Here is a 15,767-nt window from a genome sequence, read left to right as displayed (position 1 = left end):
AAACCTACTTTTTTACAAATACTTCAGTGTCATTTCCAGCTATCATAAACTTTTCACCGGGCTTAATATCGCACCAATGATATTTTTTGGCGTTAAATTCACCGTGAGTCCTTCTTTTTGCTTCTTCAATATTTCTAGCAACAATTCCCCAATATTTCAAATTGCTTAAATCAACAATATAAACATCATCATATTTTCCTTTGAAAGAGGCCCTTGGTTTAACTCTGTAGTATAGCAATATTCTGTTTATTGTTGACCTGGCATGACATAACTTTTCGGCAATCTCACCTACAGAATAGCCCATCTTAGTCAGCCTGATAACTTCATCATCGTAATAGTGCGGTGTGAACTGCTGGCCCGTTGCACTTGTCTTCATTTTTAGCCGTGGCTCTGCACCTGTTGCTTTGTGCAACTTTATCATTAACGGATTATCATCTGGTATTGCTAGCGTGCCATATTTAGCTTCTATTTTATGAATAATATCGTAAGGTATGTCAGCCACTTTCATCACTCCAAATTGCTGTAATCTCTACCCTTGGCTTGTCTGAGTAATACTTATCCACCTTGAGCGACACCACCTGCTTATCGTCACGGTATAGCCCCTCATGCACACATACAGCCTTGTGCTGCACATGATCCACTTTCATCTTTGGATTCAAGCCGTCCAGGATAATTTTTGCGATATTGTCGCTGTCAGGCTTCTTGCTCGGTCTCTCTTCCCCATTAAGGCATCTTTCTTTGCGCTTTTTAGAATAGGTCTTTGGAATCTTGAAGTATGCCCTGATGTTTAATATTATGTCTCCCGAAATAGGCTTAGTTATGCCATTCTTCTGTCTTACTTTTAAAGCGCTGAATCTAATCAGTTCTTCATATTTTTGAGTCACTTGTGGCGTGTATGTACTAACAAGCTTACCCCTGCGAGCAAATCTCGGCCTAGCCTTACCTTGTGGATCACCCAGAATGCCAAATACCAAGCTGTGATAGTTTAACTTATCGCTCTGCATTAATTAGCCTCCTTTCATTTTTCATCCCCTTCAGAATCGTCATTAAGACCATATATTAATGCCACCGCAACTGCTTGTCCTAGAATATTAAGCAATCTTGCATTGAAATGGTGACAATATTGCTTATAATCATCACCCATTGGAAGCCAAAGGTCGCGATATTCTTTTTTGAGCTTGTTTTCATTAACGGGACTAGGTAATGCTATTTGCATACAATCAATAAAAGTTACATCATCGATATCCATGAGATTGTTTCTAACCCAAATCACTCTTTTCTTAATGCAGTCTGGCAATTCACTCTTTGGCGCCATAGGCTTATCCTTACCATTTTTCCAGCCTTCTACAGATAGCAGCAATTGCTTAAATGTTATTATTGATTTGACTAAAAATGCTTCTGTTTCATCCATTTTTGTATCTCCTAAGCTATTCCCCAATAGCGATCGTCCCAGTCTCTCTCAAATTTTTGTTTGTCAAAATTAATTTGGTCATACTCATTGCCATCGGTTTTCCAGCACCAGCCGAAGTCAGTAATTAATTTTTCAGCCATTTGCAACTTTGATAACTTTTCGCAGTTATCTAATTTCTTACATCTTTCAATTCGAATGTTAGATTCATCAGGATATTTAAGCTTACTGCCAAACGCACTTTTCCCTCCTAAAAACTTTTGTTCAGCACTTTCTTTTGTTTTAGCAAAAACAAAGTCCTGAAAATCTCTATCCAAATAGTCAATTAAATATGCCTTCATTTTTTACCTCAACTAAAATTAATATCGTGTAAATTCAGGTTTTTCAGTTTGTCTAAAGTTTCAAAAAAAACATCTTTATTAATGTAGTAAATTCGGTTTTTAATTTTTATTGTGTAAACTACAATTTTTTTATTTTGAATATCAATATTTAAACCAGTGATATCTGATATTTGCTTTTCGTACATTCTGATAACACCGTCATTAGAGCTTCCCCTAAATTTAACAGTTTCGCTCATCTTGCATCCCTCCTAAAACGGTAAATCGTCATCCGAAATATCAATTGAGTCTCCCGATTCAGCAAATGGATCAGGTGCTTGGCTTTCATTACTACTGTTATTGTTTGCCAACCTATCCTTTTTCGACTCTAAAAGTGAAAAACTGTCAACAACTATTTCTGTTACATATACTTTCTGGCCATTTTTGTTTTCATAGCTTCTGGTTTGAATTCGGCCATCTATACCAACAAGTGAACCTTTAGACGTAAAATTACAGAAATTTTCTGCTGCTTTGCGCCAAATGACACAGCTGATAAAGTCAGTATCTCTTTTACCTTGGGAATTGCTGTATTGCCGATCAACTGCCAAGTTAAATGCAACTACAGATAGCCCACTCTGTGTTGTTCTCAATTCAGGGTCTTTAGTCAACCTACCAGTTAATACAACTCTGTTAATCATCTTTTTAACTCTTTCTTTTAATAATAATCAATCTCTTGTTCTTCATCATCATATTCTGGCTCGGAGTTGTATAAATGTATTTTGCTTTTGCTAAAATATAGGTCTTCTCCCCCAGTATCTGGAACAATAATTCTATAATCATAGCCATCTGGAATTTCAGCAACTACAATTTTGCTACCGTCTGCGTTGGCTGTAATACCAAGTTTTTCTACTGCTTTTATTGCATCTTTATCAAATCTGATTTTAGGGTTACAAGCTATTTCAAATAAATCATTACTTTCATTGTCGTCATAGTTTAAATTTTTGTATTTGCACATTAATTTAATTGCCCTTTGAGAAAAGCAAAAGACACCATTACTATCAATTAGCATTTTCATTTTTATCTCTTCCTTCTTCTTTCTTCTTTTTAACTTTTTCAAGCGCACTATTGATTTTTTCTGCCACATCGCTTGTTACTATGTAATCGCCAATTAAGTAGCCCTGATCATTCCAGATTTCAACTGTAAAAATATCGCTTGTTTTAATTTGAACAATTTCTGCATAATCAAAATCGTCAAGATTAATAGCACAGCCTTCGCCCTTCGTATTATCAAAAGTAATTACATTCTTTTTAATTTTGTTTTTTGTCATTGCTTTGTCCATTTTCTGCTCCTTTGATAAACACAGACCACCTTGTAGTACCTCTGCGGTCTCCCAAAATAGGTTTTTGATCAATCACGTTAAGAACTTTGTTAAAAGGAATTTGATTATTAGACCATTTGAAAAGCAAAGTTCCTGTTGGCTTTAAAACTCTCATGCACTCGTCAAATCCTGCCTTAATGTAAGTTGACCAGTCTTTAGGAAGGCACCCATATTTAAGTTTTAGCCAGCTGTTTTCACCTGCGTGGATTAAATGTGGTGGATCAAAGACTACTAGGTCAAACTCATCATCTTTGAAAGGCAGCTTCCTAAAATCTGCAATGATGTCAGGACTGATAACTATATCCCTGATATATTGACGATCCTTGACCTGATCCTTTTCACTTCGATTGTCGATATATGTCGTATGTGGCTCATGCTTGTTGTACCAGAACATCTTAGAGCCACAACATGCATCTAGTATCTTCATCAATCATGCCTTTCATTCGGCAATTTTTGAAAGAACTCGTTGTCCTTTAACTTATATTGCGGTGGCACATGCCCCACATAGGTAACCTTGCCATACTTATTCTTCCGATATACTGCTCTTGCCATTTAAATCCTCCATTTTCTTGCCAATTAATAAATACTCGTTATGTACTTTCATGTATTCGAACATGCAATCAATATTGCAGAAGTTTATACTGCCTTCATGTAGGCTTTTTATGGAGATATAATCTTCGCTTTGCCCATTAATTTTTTTCTCACATGTTGAGCAATACTTTTGTTGCTTCATCAATTATCCTTATTCAACTTCCTGCCACAAACTGGGCAATAGTTAATCTTTTGACTATCGAAAGTAACTAGTCCATATCCGTCTCTAGTTGCCTTAACTAACTCTAATCTGGTTTTTGACACATCAATAAATACAGATTCATTCCCTTTTATAAGAAGTTCTGAGCCATATTTCCCTTCGCAATATTCACACATTTTTTGCCTCTATTCTGTAACCTGCTCTATCTTTTTAGTCTCAGGGTTAACTTCAAACAGATCCATCTTTTCTCCGTCATCTTTGTTATCGTCTTCGGGTTCAAAGTTGCTATCTGCTGGGACATCATCAATGCCATTATCCACTGGCTCTTCAGGCTCATCCGGCATTTGCTGATTGAGACTCTCGAATAGGTCCTCAGTTAAGCCGTAAACACTGCCATCTTTAGTTGTTACCGTGTATTTGGTCTCTCGTTGACCATTAGCATCTATCCTGTGCAACTTGTCTAGCATTGCTATATCGCTAACTTCAAACTCACCGTCCAGTTCTTCAATCAGTTCCAGTTGGCTGGACTCGAGATACACAGTGATCTGACCGTCTGCAATGTCGTTAAGCTTGTCTAGCGAAAGGTGATCTGTCGTTGTTTTAATCTGAATTGTGACACCCTTATCCTTAGTTTTAAAGTTGTCTAAGTCACCGTTAAATGTTATTTTCTTGCCGTTCATTTTTGTTTCTCCTCTAATTTTTCATATTCTTTAAGTAAATGATTCGTGATTTCTTTTGACGTAGTTAAAATTTTTAAAAATGGTTCCTTGTACGCTTTTACTTCAATACTATTTTCAGGATTATCACCTAGCCTCATTGCTTTTTTATAAATTTCTTGGAATTTTTCTCTCGAGTCATATCCTAATAACTTAATAATTTGACTAGTAATAGAGATGGTGAAAAATGGTTTATATGAATCATTCAATTCATTTTTTCGATACTTTAAGCATACATTTGGAAAATTAATAAGCATCAACAACTCAACTATTTTTTCTAGATATTCTGTATCTAAATCGCCTCGGATATAAGAAACTGATGTGCCGAAGTAGTCTGCCAATTTTTGCCATGTTTCAATTTTGGGTTCTCTATCCCCTCTTTCGTACTTGGCTAAAGCATCAGCTGTGATAATTAAGGCTTCTTTTTCTTTTACTTTTTCAGCTGTATCTTTTAAAGTTAATCCATGACTTCTTCTTAATTCTCTTAGTCTATTAGGTACTTGTGTTTCAAATCCCTGTAGGTATGTGACTGATACATTGAAAAAGTCTGCCAGCTTTTGCCACACTTTTAGCTTTGGCTCAGTCTTGCCATTCTCGTAATTACTATATGTACCTCGCTTTATTCCAGTTTTTTCTTCTATATCATCAAGGGTCAATTTCCTTTGATTTCTAAGTTCTTTTAGCCTGTTCATTTTTCTTTGCCTCTATTTAAGGATGACTGCTAACTGCCATGCCTAAGCTATATAGCGTGTTATCTAGCTCACTGATTTTATCGCTCAGGTCTTCAGCTCTTTCAATTAGCGTTACAAGGTTTGCAGCAATACAAAGCTGTGCCGTTACAGATACTGTTACACCATAACCAGAATCCAGATTATTACTTGGATGAAAATTATATTCAGTCATGTCAAGTTGAGACTGGGCCATCTGTTTTAGTTTTTTTCGATATTCACGTTCTTCCTTGCTAACATATGGGGTATTTCCTTTTAGATAGGTAGCTGTTACACCCAAGTGCATTGCAATTTTTTCTAATTGCCTTTGATCAAATCCACGATTTTCATAGTTATTTTGGAGCTGGCAAAATTCATCAACATCTACTCCAAATAATTTGGCCAACTCTTCTTGGCTAACGTTTTTTTCTTTGCACAATTCTTTAATTCTCATTTTTATACCTCTACATATTTTTGCTTATCAATTTATCTTCCTCATAAAATAGCCAGTCATCATTTGAATAATCTTTGTAGCCATTATTTTTAAGCTTATCTACCCATTTCTTAGCCTCGTTATAATTGCTAAACGAGTAACCATTACTTTTTCTTTTCAGAAAAACAGCTTCTAGTCGTTCTGAAATCATGTGTTGTCTAATCTCACTTAACCATTTATGTTTTGTATTGTTGAAAACTTTTACAGACATTTTTAATCCTCCATTAAGTCCATTTGTTCTAGTGTTGGCCTGATACCATCTTTTGCCAGTAGGTCGTAGATAAACTTTTTACCTTTTTGCGTCCACTTGAGATTGTTGTGCATTCCCTGTTTACCGCCATTCTGATAAGTAAATGGCTCATATTGTGTGTAGCCTCTATTGGCGTAGTCACGATATACTACCCATACTTTGCGGTGGCCACTGCCTTGTTGGTAGATAATGCCACGCTTATGCAATTCCTGATTAAGTTTGGCAGCACTCCAGCCGTAATCTTTAGCGATTTCTGTTGTAGTCATCAAACCTGGGTTCCTCATTTGTGAATTGAAATAATCGACCTTGGGCTTCTGCTTTTCTAGTTGCTCTGCTTGTTCGGTAGCTAACTTTAGAGCACCTGCAAAGGTAGTCGGGATATTCCACTCTTTATAAACCATCTCAATTCGGCTATCCTCTCTTTGCCTCATGCGATTAAATAGCGTCACATATTCTGCTGTAAATTGATTGCCCTTTTTACCAGTAAGCTTGTTTGCGACAAATTCGCAACCTTGTTTAGTCAACAAATAGCACGGTCTTATTTGATTGTTTTTATCGGTATACGTTGACTTAATGAAAAAATCAGCCGAACCACTGCTGTTATTGGCTTTGCGAGCCGAATCCAATTTTGGATCGGGCTCCTTATCATCTATATCTCTGATATATCTGTCGATGTCTCTGCTCAGATGAGCATGTGACTTGCCAATCATATTGGCCACATCACGACTGTCTATTACCTCTGTTCCGTTAAATGTAAATAACTGAACGTCCTGCATTACTGTCACTTTCTTTCTCTAAATTTACGAAAAACTGGTGTAGCTTTTCTAGCTGTTTTTTCTCTTGTTTGTCAAACGCTCCAATACCATTAGCAACGTCATAATTAAATCTCTCTACTGCTCGTTTCTGGAACATCCTGTTGTAGATAGTGTCCCAGTCACTAGCTTTTTCTATTTTCTTATTAGTCATATTCGTGGCCTTTTATCAGCTATTTTTGAAAAGTCAATAACCTTCCGTCTATCGCTCTCTTGCATCCTGCTTACTAGCCTCGAGTGATAGGTTCTATACAACTCATCTAAACTCAAGTTAGTTGTTGTTATGATCCGTTGGTTACTTTCGTAAATATCAAATATCGTGTCCTGCACAAAGCTGGTAGCCATATTGTTAGCACTCTCAGCTCCCAAGTCGTCTAGGACAACTAGATTAGCCTTGCTGACTACATCGGTTACATGCTTAGGTGACCATATTCCTGTTTTATCCTGGAACCAGTTCTTCATTTCCCGAATTAGCTTGTTTACGCTGATAAATAGACATCTCACCATTGGATCAGAATTGTCATTAACTGCGTTAAGGATAGCCATTGCCAGATGCGTTTTTCCTGCACCTGCATTGCCATACAGCAGGCTGTTGCCCTTCTTATCTGGGTATTTGAGATATTCGCCAGCAATCATTCTTGCGCCTTGCTTAGCTTGGCGCTCAACTGAACCAGCTTTAGCCTTGAAATTATCAAATGTATAATCAAATACTTCATCCCGATCGACTAACGATTGCCGCTTAAGATAGCCTTTAGTTTGGTTTATCTTCAGGTTTTGAGCCATCTTTTTTATCTGCGCCTGATTTTTCTCGTATTGACACTGTTCGCAGAACGGTTTCATTTTTTTAAAGCCGTCTAAGTAAACCAGGTGCACATGGTGTTTAGGACAAATCTGATCAGTTTTTCTTGTGCGATGTGCAATTATATTTACTGCTTTGCCATTTATTTTCATAGCTCCTCCAATTGCCTAAAAGGGTAGGTCATCTTCATCCACACCATCCATTGTCCCGTTTGCGTAAGCTTCTGCTCCAAAGTCTGCATGTGCTGGCACATTAGGCGCTCGCTCGTTCAAGTAGCTTTCAAACTTTGTCCCGAATAACGTCTGTGGTCGCAGGTACTTGCTCATCTTTTGATCATGTGACCAACTAGCCACCTTGTTGTCTATTACTCGCTTGAAGTCGTCTAACTTGTATCCCTCTTTGACTCGTGCATCAATCAGCCTTTTGTTGATAGCAGAACTAGCCTTGTATCTAGCACCTATCTTTTCGTTTAGATAATCAATGACATCTTTGTGGATAGTGCTAGGTTCTGCTTCAGCTGAACCATTATTTCTTTTACTTGTTGTTTCTTCTACTTGTTGTTTCTTACTATTAGTATTTCTTAGTCTTGGATTTGCCTGTTTAGGTTTTGCCAATATAGGTTTTGCCTGTTTAGGTTTCACCTGTATTGGTAAATCCAACTTAGGTGAATCTGTTAGAGTCCATATGCTTTCTTTAAGCATTCCACCTTCTCTACTGCGCTTTCTTTCAAGATAGCCATACTTCTCAAGTTCCTTGAGGCACTTATTCAACTTGTCGATTCCTTGTGGCGAATGAGTGGCTACTTCCTTAGCTCTATAAGTCCACTCGTCTGCTTGTGACCATAGGTAGTTGAAAACGCCTCTAGCTTCCCATGTTAAGCGACTATCCCTAATTGCTTTATTTGAAGTAATGGTAAAATTCTTGTTACCTTTTTTAATTATTTTTGCCATTTTTTAACTCCTAAAAAAGATTAAGTGTCTGGGTTTCGTCATCAGTAGTATCACCGTCAACTAGTTTCTTAATTTCATCATTTTTTTCTTTCTCATTTTCCTTTTTTGTGCCAGTTTCTTTTTCATCAATTTTTTTCTTCTCGTCTTCAGGTTTTTTTAAATTTTTGTACTTAACTTCCTGAATCCGCTTTTTAAGATTATATTGATCCAGCAACTGTTTAATAGCCTGCAATGTCTGAGGATCCTTCTGTGCCATTAGCCAGTGCATTGTTTCAGGGTCTTCACCTTCTATGTAATCTTGCCAAATATCTTTTAGATAAAGCTTTTTGCCATAAACATCGACTTGGAACCTATCTAGTTCGTCTTTATCCAGAGTTAATACCCGCTTACGTGTATCTTGTGGTTTAAGGCTCTGCGCATCATCGTCATCTTCACTTGCTATTCCGAAAGCAGCACTTAAGCTATATCTCTTTGCGTAGCTTATTAAACTCGCTGTCTTTTGTGCATCTTCGCTTTTGGAATTGCTGAACCAGACCTTATCTGTTATCATTTGAGCACCTGATGTGTCTACCATAACTGTCTGCACACACACGCCCTGGCTACTGTTTTCTATGTCGAAGTAGTATGCAAACGCTGTATTGCCATCTTTGTCCTTAACTAGTCGACAAGCGTCCATTACAGCTTTGTCTACGTCTGCTAAATCAGCATACTTGTAACTGTAATTCCTGCCCTTTTGCGTCACAACTTTAACTGTGTGTGTCCTTCTAGGCTGTTTTATCTTGCTTTTAACCTGAATAAAATGCTGATTCCAAGTAGCACGGCTCTGTTCATCTCCGATAAACTCCATTAGTTCACCTTCTCAATTTTGAATCCCATGTCTTTCAGATATTGCAATAATTGGTTAAATTGATAGTTAGTACCGCCTAGCTTAATTCTTGCCTTTTTAGTAATCAGGTAGGCTATGTGATAGTCAGCTATAACTTCACCAGTGTTCTTATCAATAGCTTTACCGTTCTTCTCAACAATGTTTTTGTTTGCCTCGGGTTTAGGCTTTTTCTCACGTTCAGCGGCTTTTTCGACTTCTTTGGCATAATTATCCATTTCGCTTAAAACATTGCTTAGAGAGGAATTATTTAACTGCTCAACCCAATGTTGATAAGGTAGCCCTAATTCATCCGCTTTAGCAGAGACAACTTTAATGTTTTCTGTCTTTTGCTTTTTTTCTTTGATTAAAATATTAATTTGCTGATTGATTTCTTTTTCGAACGTTGCATAAGACTCCGACTTGTTGTACCATTTTGGATTAATTTCAATCTTTGCTGGATCAACTCCAGCTTGATTACAACGCTTATCAATATCAACATTAATATTGGCCTCACGTTGTTTTTTAGCGTTCTCTTCAAACACTTTGATCTGATCTCCGATGTGGTCGGAAGCCTGACCTATTTCATCCAGTAGGTTTTTAATTTGCTTTTTGAAGATCAATACTGGCTTGTCGGCTTCTTTAACAATCGTTATCTTCTTGTCATTTAGCGCTTTGCTTAGTTTATTAAGCCTAGCTCTTGCTTCTTTTGCTGATTTAAAATTGTTTGTGTCTACGTCATACTTGGTAAACTCAGAATTAATTGCATCAACACTGCTCTTCATTTTTTCGTATTCAGGAAAATCTATTTTTGCAGGAGTAAAGGCAATGCCATATTGCTTACTCCCTAGTGCAATTATTTCTTGTCCTTTTTTTAATTCTTCACTCTCAGCCATCATTAAAGCGCCTCTCTTTCTTTGTCAGTCAATTCATGCCCGTCAAAGTAGAACATTGCTACGTCGTACCACCATTCTCCATCGGGGTCATCCCACCAGGATGCAAAATCTTCCAACATGTCCTCGTATGTTCGCATTCCCCGTGGATTTTGTGGTGAATAGCCAACTGTTTCAGTAAACTTTTTAAGGTCGTTCATTAAAAAGGCTTGTGCAACCACAAAGTCTCTTGCAGTGCTGTAGTCACAGCCATATTCACCATAGGTAGCTAAGCCACCATTAGCTTCTGTTCCAATACACTCCATAATGTGCTATAATCTCCTTAGTATTCTTTATTAACTTAAGGTCCGATCGCTATCGGGCTTTTTTGTGTGTCAAATTGTCCCTGGCAGAAAGGGCGGTAAACTTAGGACGTAGATCATTAATCCCAGCCCAGCAATTGCTACTAGCAATGACACGATTAACAATCCTTTGCTTTTCGGACAAGTGCCGAAACCTGCGTATAATATGTGCTGCCATTCTTCTAATATCCTTTCCATAATTTTTTCCTCATTCAAAAATTCCTTTGTTTAGCTCCTTTACATGAATTTTAATTAGAATTTTTTCTCTTATTTGCCTTCACTTCCTTTCTAAGTGTGTCTAAACTAATCTCCAACGCATCAGCAATTTTGCAAGCATTTTTAAATGACATTTCAGAGCCATTTTTATAGTTCGCAATAGTGCTCCATGGTAATCCTGTTAGCTTTGACAATTTATAAATGCTAATCTTTTTAGCTTCCATGATTTCTTGAATTTTATTCCACATTTAGTATGCCTTTTTCTTGAAAGCACTATATATAGTGCTATATACTTATAGTGAATTGCCCCTTGATATAGTGATATATCATGTGAACCGAGTGAATTCAGGGAAAACCTAAGTCTTTTGGATATGGCAACCCTGAGCCAAGCTTAATTGAAGGTGCAACGCATAGGACAATATCCCACGAGCGCTCGGCAACTCATTTGAGTTGAAGATATATGCTGAACTGCTAGAAAACTAGTAGAAGCTAAGGATAAAAAGCCTTAGCGTTAACATAATTGAATACAGCTTTTAGAGAATTGATAAACTCTTATAATTTAGAAATAAAACCTGCAATTGAAGCAGCAAAGGGTTATAGTGGAAAATCGTTCATTAAGGATAATCTTAAGTTTAAGTTTGATCCTGTTAGCGGAGAAGCTAAGAAGGAGATGAATGCTTTGAAAGAAAGCAATAAACCTATCACTTCTTCTATTTCACAAAAATTAAATTCAGCTGGTATTTCACAAGGTAATTCAATTTATTAACCATCCTTTAGGATGGCTTTTCTTTTTGTTTAATTTCCTTATTGGGGTAGTTTTGCATTCCAGTCAATGTCATTGCGATGCTTTTCCATCCATTCAGCTGCAGGTTTTTCAAAAATAATAGTTTTGCTGCCCTCTTCCGTTCTCCTTGGATTAACCACCCATCCACCGTTTTTCACGTTAACTTCTGGAAATTCATCAAAAATGAATAACCTAATCCAGTTTGGAGCTTTCTTACCACAATACTTCTCGGAAAATTCTTTCATTTTGATAGTTCTACCAGCCAAAGACTTTGCGGGAACGTAGCCCCGTTTTTCCATTATTTGGTCGACTACACCAGTCAAAGTTTCAACTGGTATTGGTAAATCTATTACATTTGCCATTACATAATCACTTCCTTTCATTTAGTCAGTGATACCTAAGATTTTTTGCATCTTTTTTCTAAGCTTTTTAGACATAGGAGAGGTATCGCCCTTAATAGCTCGATTAATCTGTTGCGGTCCGGTGCCTAGCTTAGTAGCCATCTCGCGTTGATTAATCTGATGCTCTAATAAGGCAACTTTAAATCTAATTTCACACTTTTTAGCGTTTTCTTCTAAAGACTGATCAAACATCCATTTCACCTTCTTTTTTGTTATTTCTTCATCAAGTTCTTGCATTAATTTAGACAATTGTCTATAATTAACGTATGACAAATAAAAGAAAAAGTTCGCTTTATCAATTAAAGGCCAAAAATATAAATTGATAGGCTTGTTTTTTCTTGCTTAATTACTTGATGATTTAATAATAAGCCATTTGTCTAAATATGTCAAGACGATTGTCTAGATTTTGGAGAGATAAACATGTCGCTTATAGATAATATTAAAATGTTGGCTAAACAACACGGATTAAGCCTTTTGCAATTAAATGACCAAGCTCATTTAGGGAAAAATGCCATTTATAAATGGAAAAAGCAGCGTCCAAGTGTTGAAAATTTGGAAAAAGTAGCAAGTGTATTACATTGCTCTGTAGATGATCTAATTAATGATCCGACTGACAAAGTTAATAAAACTATTAATAATTTTCACGAAGCGCAATATACAGTTCATGAGAATACAAAGGATGCTCTATCTAAAATTTTGCACTCTTATCCAATAGGCGAAAGTCCACTTCAGCCAGCTAACGATCAGGAATTTAAAAAGCATACTCAAGTCAAACCACATAATTATCAAGTTAGAGTACCAATTTTGGGCAATATTGCCTGTGGTGAGCCAATTTTTGCAGAACAAAATGTTGTAGGCTATCGTGATCTGACATTTGACCATGTCCCTTCTAATAAGTTATTTATGCTATATTGCCAAGGAAATTCCATGCAGCCTTTAATTCCAGACGGATCATTAGTAACATTGGTAAGACAACCTACTGTTGAAAATGGTGATTTAGCAGCTGTTCTAATAGATGATGAAGCAACGATTAAACGAGTTAAATTTGCTGGTAATGAAGTAATATTAATTCCTGAAAATAATGCCTATGATCCGATCGTTTTAAATAAAGATAAGCCTGGAAAAATTCTAGGTAAAGTTGTCCATGTGGAATACGATGTTAAGTAGGAATGAAAAACATATGCCATTTTAATCTTTTAAGTCGTTTATAAAAATGGTAAATTGTAAATGTATTGTTAAAAGTATAATAGGAGAATGCAAATGGAATTATTATGGATAATTGCACTAATAATATTTATTATTTACATGATTATTAGTGACAGAAAGTTAAAAAAAAGCAAAGATTATAAAGAGGCATTAAGACAAAGCAAAAAGCCACCAAAGAAACTATTAGTGAAACGTTGGTGGGTATGGGGTTTAATACTAGTTTTAATTTGCGGTTTCTTTGTATCAGCTTCAAATGATGCCGAAAAACATGATGAAGCATACAATACTACCGCTCATCATTCAAAAAAACCAAAAAATGTTAGAAAATCTGTTAAAAAAAAGAAGAAAAAGATTTCAGTTTCCAATACCAAAAAGGCTTCCAAACCCGAACCTGAAAAAAACACAGCTAAAGCAGTTACTTTAAGCGCAGGTAAATATAAGGTGGGTAGAGATATTAAACCTGGCAGATACGTTATAAAAGCTATTCAAGGAAGTGGCAATCTATCTAATAGTGATGCTACAATTAACGTTATTTTGGGCAACGATGTGAATAGCGACCAGGTAACTTCATTTACTACAAACTTGGTAAAGGGTGACAAAATTAATTTAGACGGGATAGAGTCTACAAGCTTCACCCCAACTCCAGATAAATATACTTATAAAACACAAATTAGTGCTGGCATATGGCTAGTAGGACGTGATATTAAACCTGGCAGATACGTCATAAGGCCAATAAAAGGAAGTGGTAATTTGATTTCTGATGGATCAGATGATGATTTGAACGAAATATTAGGCACAGACACTGAAAGCGGCCAAGTCAGCAAAGTAACGGCTGATTTAACTGCTGGAGAAGTTATATTATCTAATTTAGAATTAATAGGCTTGACAAAAAAATAAAATTTAAATATTTGGAAACAAAAAACTTCTAAGAAATTTCAGTTCGAATAGTAATTTCTTAGAAGTATCACAAATACAACAGGGTTATGCCCTTTTGCATACCCTATTATAGCATAGGAGATAAAATTTAAAATGGCTTATATAAAAAAGCGTGGTAAATCTTGGCAAGCTCAGGTATCTTGGTATGATGAGCAAAATAATCGTAAATATAAGACTAAAAGCGGCTTTGCTACCAAAATGCAGGCTAAAAAATGGGCTAATGAATTTGAAGTAGCCAAAGATAAAAATTTAATATCGGATCAAGATCCAACTTTTGCTGATTACTTTGACGAGTGGTATAACCGCTATAAAGCGCCTGGAAAATCTAATAGCACTAAAAGGCGTTATCGTAGAGCCTATGATCTTATTAAAGAAAATTTTGGCAATATAAAGCTGTCTAAAATGACCAGGGCACGTTATCAAGACTTTTTTAACTCATATGGAAAAACACATGCTAAAGTAACTGTTCAAAAAACAAATGGTACAATTCGTAGCTGTGTCAAAGATGCAATCAGTGAAGGATTAATATCAGCCAATTTTACAGATAGAATTAACCTAACGTGGAATTCTGAACGTACACGTAAAATAGACTATCTAAACTTTAAGCAAGTTCAAAAATTAAAAGAGTCATTACTAAACGGTTTAAATACTCGTTACACCAGCAGATACATGTTATTAACCATTATCTATACTGGAATGCGTCCTGGTGAAATAAAAGTCTTAACATGGCATGATATTGATTTTAAAAATAAAACAATAACAATAAATAAGTCATGGGATTACGATAATAAAAATATTGTAAATTATGACTCAAATGAAATTAACAAGAGCACAAAAAATATTTCTTCAACCAGAATAATTAAAGTTGATCAAAAATTACTCGATATTTTAAGCAAATTAAAAGTAAATAATCATGAAAGAATTTTTATCGACAATAGAGGAACCATTCCTACTTCAAATGCCGTAAATAAAACTTTGCGACAACATTTAGCAAAAATCGGTATAAATAAAAAAGGCTTCCATTTTCACAGCTTACGGCACACTCACGTGGCTTTATTATTATTTAAGGGAGTTGACCTATATTCTATTTCTAAACGCTTAGGGCACGCAAATATGAGTATTACGGCAGGTGTTTATGCATACATGCTTGATGAGCTGAAACAAAAATCTGATCAACAAATTGTAAAGATACTTGATGAAATTTAGAAGCATGGCGAACTTTTGGCGAACATAGATAAGTAAAAAGCTCATAACATCAATTGTTATGAGCTTTTATTTACGGAGTGTGAGAGATTTGAACTCTCGATACAGGATTAACCCATATACATGATTTCCAATCATGCTCCTTAAGCCACTCGGACAACACTCCAATTTAAACTCCGGCTGTCAGACTCGAACTGACGACATCTTGATTAACAGTCAAGCGCTCTACCAACTGAGCTAAGCCGGATTGCTAAAAAGCACGGCAGCGTCCTACCCTCGCAGGCAGTCTCCCACCAACTACTCTCGGCGTGAAGAAGCTTAACTGCTGTGTTCGGCATGGTTA

At 36.2% G+C, this 15,767-nt stretch carries 30 protein-coding genes and 2 tRNA genes; 4 read left to right on the top strand and 28 right to left on the bottom strand.

Going from position 1 to position 15,767, the window contains the following annotated elements; translation table 11 throughout:
• Positions 1 to 4 precede the first annotated feature (4 nt).
• The 24 genes from LACWKB10_RS05705 to LACWKB10_RS05595 all read right to left on the bottom strand — a co-directional run bounded on the left by LACWKB10_RS05705 (position 5) and on the right by LACWKB10_RS05595 (position 11,142).
• Positions 5 to 502 carry a hypothetical protein gene (locus LACWKB10_RS05705; RefSeq protein ID WP_034979939.1) on the bottom strand — a complete coding sequence of 166 codons (498 nt, stop codon included), beginning with the start codon at positions 500 to 502 and terminating at the stop codon, positions 5 to 7.
• Positions 495 to 1,004 carry a RusA family crossover junction endodeoxyribonuclease gene (locus LACWKB10_RS05700; RefSeq protein ID WP_034979936.1) on the bottom strand — a complete coding sequence of 170 codons (510 nt, stop codon included), beginning with the start codon at positions 1,002 to 1,004 and terminating at the stop codon, positions 495 to 497. The genes LACWKB10_RS05705 and LACWKB10_RS05700 overlap by 8 nt, the downstream gene beginning before the upstream one ends.
• A 14-nt stretch (positions 1,005 to 1,018) precedes the next feature.
• Positions 1,019 to 1,411: a hypothetical protein gene (locus tag LACWKB10_RS05695; protein ID WP_034979932.1), complete on the bottom strand. Its 393-nt coding sequence runs from the start codon at positions 1,409 to 1,411 to the stop codon at positions 1,019 to 1,021.
• A gap of 11 nt (positions 1,412 to 1,422) precedes the next feature.
• A complete protein-coding gene (locus LACWKB10_RS05690) occupies positions 1,423 to 1,749 on the bottom strand; it encodes a hypothetical protein (RefSeq protein ID WP_034979929.1) in 327 nt (108 codons plus the stop codon).
• Positions 1,750 to 1,757: 8 nt separating this feature from the next.
• Positions 1,758 to 1,985, bottom strand: coding sequence for a hypothetical protein (locus LACWKB10_RS05685; RefSeq protein WP_034979926.1), 228 nt, complete (start codon positions 1,983 to 1,985; stop codon positions 1,758 to 1,760).
• Positions 1,986 to 1,997: 12 nt separating this feature from the next.
• Entirely contained in the window at positions 1,998 to 2,423 is a 426-nt protein-coding gene (gene ssb, locus LACWKB10_RS05680; protein ID WP_034979923.1) for a single-stranded DNA-binding protein, read from the bottom strand.
• Positions 2,424 to 2,440: 17 nt separating this feature from the next.
• A complete protein-coding gene (locus LACWKB10_RS05675) occupies positions 2,441 to 2,800 on the bottom strand; it encodes a hypothetical protein (RefSeq protein WP_034979921.1) in 360 nt (119 codons plus the stop codon).
• Entirely contained in the window at positions 2,784 to 3,065 is a 282-nt protein-coding gene (locus LACWKB10_RS05670; protein ID WP_034979918.1) for a hypothetical protein, read from the bottom strand. Before LACWKB10_RS05670 ends, LACWKB10_RS05675 begins: the two co-directional genes overlap by 17 nt.
• The gene (locus tag LACWKB10_RS05665) at positions 3,034 to 3,531 is read right to left on the bottom strand and encodes a class I SAM-dependent methyltransferase (RefSeq protein WP_034979915.1); all 498 of its coding nucleotides are present in this window, start codon (positions 3,529 to 3,531) and stop codon (positions 3,034 to 3,036) included. The genes LACWKB10_RS05670 and LACWKB10_RS05665 overlap by 32 nt, the downstream gene beginning before the upstream one ends.
• Positions 3,531 to 3,656 (bottom strand): hypothetical protein, encoded by a 126-nt coding sequence (locus LACWKB10_RS10350; protein WP_255358044.1) that lies wholly within the window; start codon positions 3,654 to 3,656, stop codon positions 3,531 to 3,533. The genes LACWKB10_RS05665 and LACWKB10_RS10350 overlap by 1 nt, the downstream gene beginning before the upstream one ends.
• 180 nt (positions 3,657 to 3,836) lie before the next feature.
• Positions 3,837 to 4,031, bottom strand: coding sequence for a hypothetical protein (locus LACWKB10_RS05660; RefSeq protein ID WP_034979913.1), 195 nt, complete (start codon positions 4,029 to 4,031; stop codon positions 3,837 to 3,839).
• A 9-nt stretch (positions 4,032 to 4,040) separates the two neighbouring features.
• The gene (locus LACWKB10_RS10270) at positions 4,041 to 4,394 is read right to left on the bottom strand and encodes a hypothetical protein (protein ID WP_200878506.1); all 354 of its coding nucleotides are present in this window, start codon (positions 4,392 to 4,394) and stop codon (positions 4,041 to 4,043) included.
• A gap of 137 nt (positions 4,395 to 4,531) precedes the next feature.
• Positions 4,532 to 5,263 (bottom strand): helix-turn-helix transcriptional regulator, encoded by a 732-nt coding sequence (locus tag LACWKB10_RS10195; RefSeq protein ID WP_052060300.1) that lies wholly within the window; start codon positions 5,261 to 5,263, stop codon positions 4,532 to 4,534.
• A gap of 16 nt (positions 5,264 to 5,279) precedes the next feature.
• Positions 5,280 to 5,717 carry a helix-turn-helix transcriptional regulator gene (locus LACWKB10_RS05640; RefSeq protein ID WP_152560565.1) on the bottom strand — a complete coding sequence of 146 codons (438 nt, stop codon included), beginning with the start codon at positions 5,715 to 5,717 and terminating at the stop codon, positions 5,280 to 5,282.
• 25 nt (positions 5,718 to 5,742) lie between these two features.
• Positions 5,743 to 5,982 (bottom strand): hypothetical protein, encoded by a 240-nt coding sequence (locus LACWKB10_RS05635; protein ID WP_034979908.1) that lies wholly within the window; start codon positions 5,980 to 5,982, stop codon positions 5,743 to 5,745.
• 2 nt (positions 5,983 to 5,984) lie between these two features.
• Positions 5,985 to 6,797 (bottom strand): Rha family transcriptional regulator, encoded by an 813-nt coding sequence (locus LACWKB10_RS05630; protein ID WP_034979905.1) that lies wholly within the window; start codon positions 6,795 to 6,797, stop codon positions 5,985 to 5,987.
• Positions 6,769 to 6,987, bottom strand: a complete 219-nt coding sequence (locus LACWKB10_RS05625) for a hypothetical protein (RefSeq protein ID WP_034979901.1) — start codon at positions 6,985 to 6,987, stop codon at positions 6,769 to 6,771. Before LACWKB10_RS05625 ends, LACWKB10_RS05630 begins: the two co-directional genes overlap by 29 nt.
• Positions 6,984 to 7,784 (bottom strand): DnaA ATPase domain-containing protein, encoded by an 801-nt coding sequence (locus tag LACWKB10_RS05620; protein WP_034979898.1) that lies wholly within the window; start codon positions 7,782 to 7,784, stop codon positions 6,984 to 6,986. Before LACWKB10_RS05620 ends, LACWKB10_RS05625 begins: the two co-directional genes overlap by 4 nt.
• A 15-nt stretch (positions 7,785 to 7,799) precedes the next feature.
• Positions 7,800 to 8,582 (bottom strand): conserved phage C-terminal domain-containing protein, encoded by a 783-nt coding sequence (locus LACWKB10_RS05615; protein ID WP_052060299.1) that lies wholly within the window; start codon positions 8,580 to 8,582, stop codon positions 7,800 to 7,802.
• Positions 8,583 to 8,592: 10 nt separating this feature from the next.
• Positions 8,593 to 9,429: an ERF family protein gene (locus LACWKB10_RS05610; RefSeq protein ID WP_034979895.1), complete on the bottom strand. Its 837-nt coding sequence runs from the start codon at positions 9,427 to 9,429 to the stop codon at positions 8,593 to 8,595.
• Positions 9,429 to 10,343: a DUF1351 domain-containing protein gene (locus tag LACWKB10_RS05605; protein ID WP_034979891.1), complete on the bottom strand. Its 915-nt coding sequence runs from the start codon at positions 10,341 to 10,343 to the stop codon at positions 9,429 to 9,431. Before LACWKB10_RS05605 ends, LACWKB10_RS05610 begins: the two co-directional genes overlap by 1 nt.
• Positions 10,343 to 10,642: a hypothetical protein gene (locus LACWKB10_RS05600; RefSeq protein ID WP_034979887.1), complete on the bottom strand. Its 300-nt coding sequence runs from the start codon at positions 10,640 to 10,642 to the stop codon at positions 10,343 to 10,345. Before LACWKB10_RS05600 ends, LACWKB10_RS05605 begins: the two co-directional genes overlap by 1 nt.
• Before the next feature lie 49 nt (positions 10,643 to 10,691).
• Positions 10,692 to 10,856 carry a hypothetical protein gene (locus LACWKB10_RS10190; RefSeq protein WP_161779310.1) on the bottom strand — a complete coding sequence of 55 codons (165 nt, stop codon included), beginning with the start codon at positions 10,854 to 10,856 and terminating at the stop codon, positions 10,692 to 10,694.
• Positions 10,857 to 10,926: 70 nt separating this feature from the next.
• Entirely contained in the window at positions 10,927 to 11,142 is a 216-nt protein-coding gene (locus tag LACWKB10_RS05595; protein WP_034979884.1) for a helix-turn-helix domain-containing protein, read from the bottom strand.
• A gap of 293 nt (positions 11,143 to 11,435) precedes the next feature.
• Between LACWKB10_RS05595 and LACWKB10_RS05590 the strand changes: the two genes are divergently transcribed.
• Positions 11,436 to 11,660: a hypothetical protein gene (locus LACWKB10_RS05590; RefSeq protein ID WP_161779309.1), complete on the top strand. Its 225-nt coding sequence runs from the start codon at positions 11,436 to 11,438 to the stop codon at positions 11,658 to 11,660.
• A 38-nt stretch (positions 11,661 to 11,698) separates the two neighbouring features.
• Here the strand turns inward: LACWKB10_RS05590 and LACWKB10_RS05585 are convergent, their stop codons facing one another.
• Positions 11,699 to 12,040 (bottom strand): DUF771 domain-containing protein, encoded by a 342-nt coding sequence (locus LACWKB10_RS05585; RefSeq protein ID WP_034979878.1) that lies wholly within the window; start codon positions 12,038 to 12,040, stop codon positions 11,699 to 11,701.
• 21 nt (positions 12,041 to 12,061) lie between these two features.
• Entirely contained in the window at positions 12,062 to 12,352 is a 291-nt protein-coding gene (locus LACWKB10_RS05580) for a helix-turn-helix transcriptional regulator (protein ID WP_161779308.1), read from the bottom strand.
• A 147-nt stretch (positions 12,353 to 12,499) separates the two neighbouring features.
• Between LACWKB10_RS05580 and LACWKB10_RS09825 the strand changes: the two genes are divergently transcribed.
• The 3 genes from LACWKB10_RS09825 to LACWKB10_RS05560 all read left to right on the top strand — a co-directional run bounded on the left by LACWKB10_RS09825 (position 12,500) and on the right by LACWKB10_RS05560 (position 15,427).
• Positions 12,500 to 13,246: an XRE family transcriptional regulator gene (locus LACWKB10_RS09825; RefSeq protein WP_052060298.1), complete on the top strand. Its 747-nt coding sequence runs from the start codon at positions 12,500 to 12,502 to the stop codon at positions 13,244 to 13,246.
• A gap of 93 nt (positions 13,247 to 13,339) precedes the next feature.
• Positions 13,340 to 14,182, top strand: coding sequence for a hypothetical protein (locus LACWKB10_RS09820; RefSeq protein WP_052060297.1), 843 nt, complete (start codon positions 13,340 to 13,342; stop codon positions 14,180 to 14,182).
• Between the two features lie 132 nt (positions 14,183 to 14,314).
• Entirely contained in the window at positions 14,315 to 15,427 is a 1,113-nt protein-coding gene (locus LACWKB10_RS05560) for a tyrosine-type recombinase/integrase (protein WP_034979873.1), read from the top strand.
• Between the two features lie 73 nt (positions 15,428 to 15,500).
• Here the strand turns inward: LACWKB10_RS05560 and LACWKB10_RS05555 are convergent.
• Positions 15,501 to 15,590 (bottom strand) — tRNA-Ser (locus tag LACWKB10_RS05555).
• Between the two features lie 8 nt (positions 15,591 to 15,598).
• A tRNA-Asn gene (locus LACWKB10_RS05550) sits at positions 15,599 to 15,671 on the bottom strand.
• Positions 15,672 to 15,767: the final 96 nt, after the last annotated feature.

Origin of the sequence: Lactobacillus sp. wkB10 (assembly GCF_000760615.1) — a bacterium.
GTDB lineage: Bacteria > Bacillota > Bacilli > Lactobacillales > Lactobacillaceae > Lactobacillus > Lactobacillus huangpiensis.
This window is presented reverse-complemented; position numbering and strand designations above follow the sequence as displayed.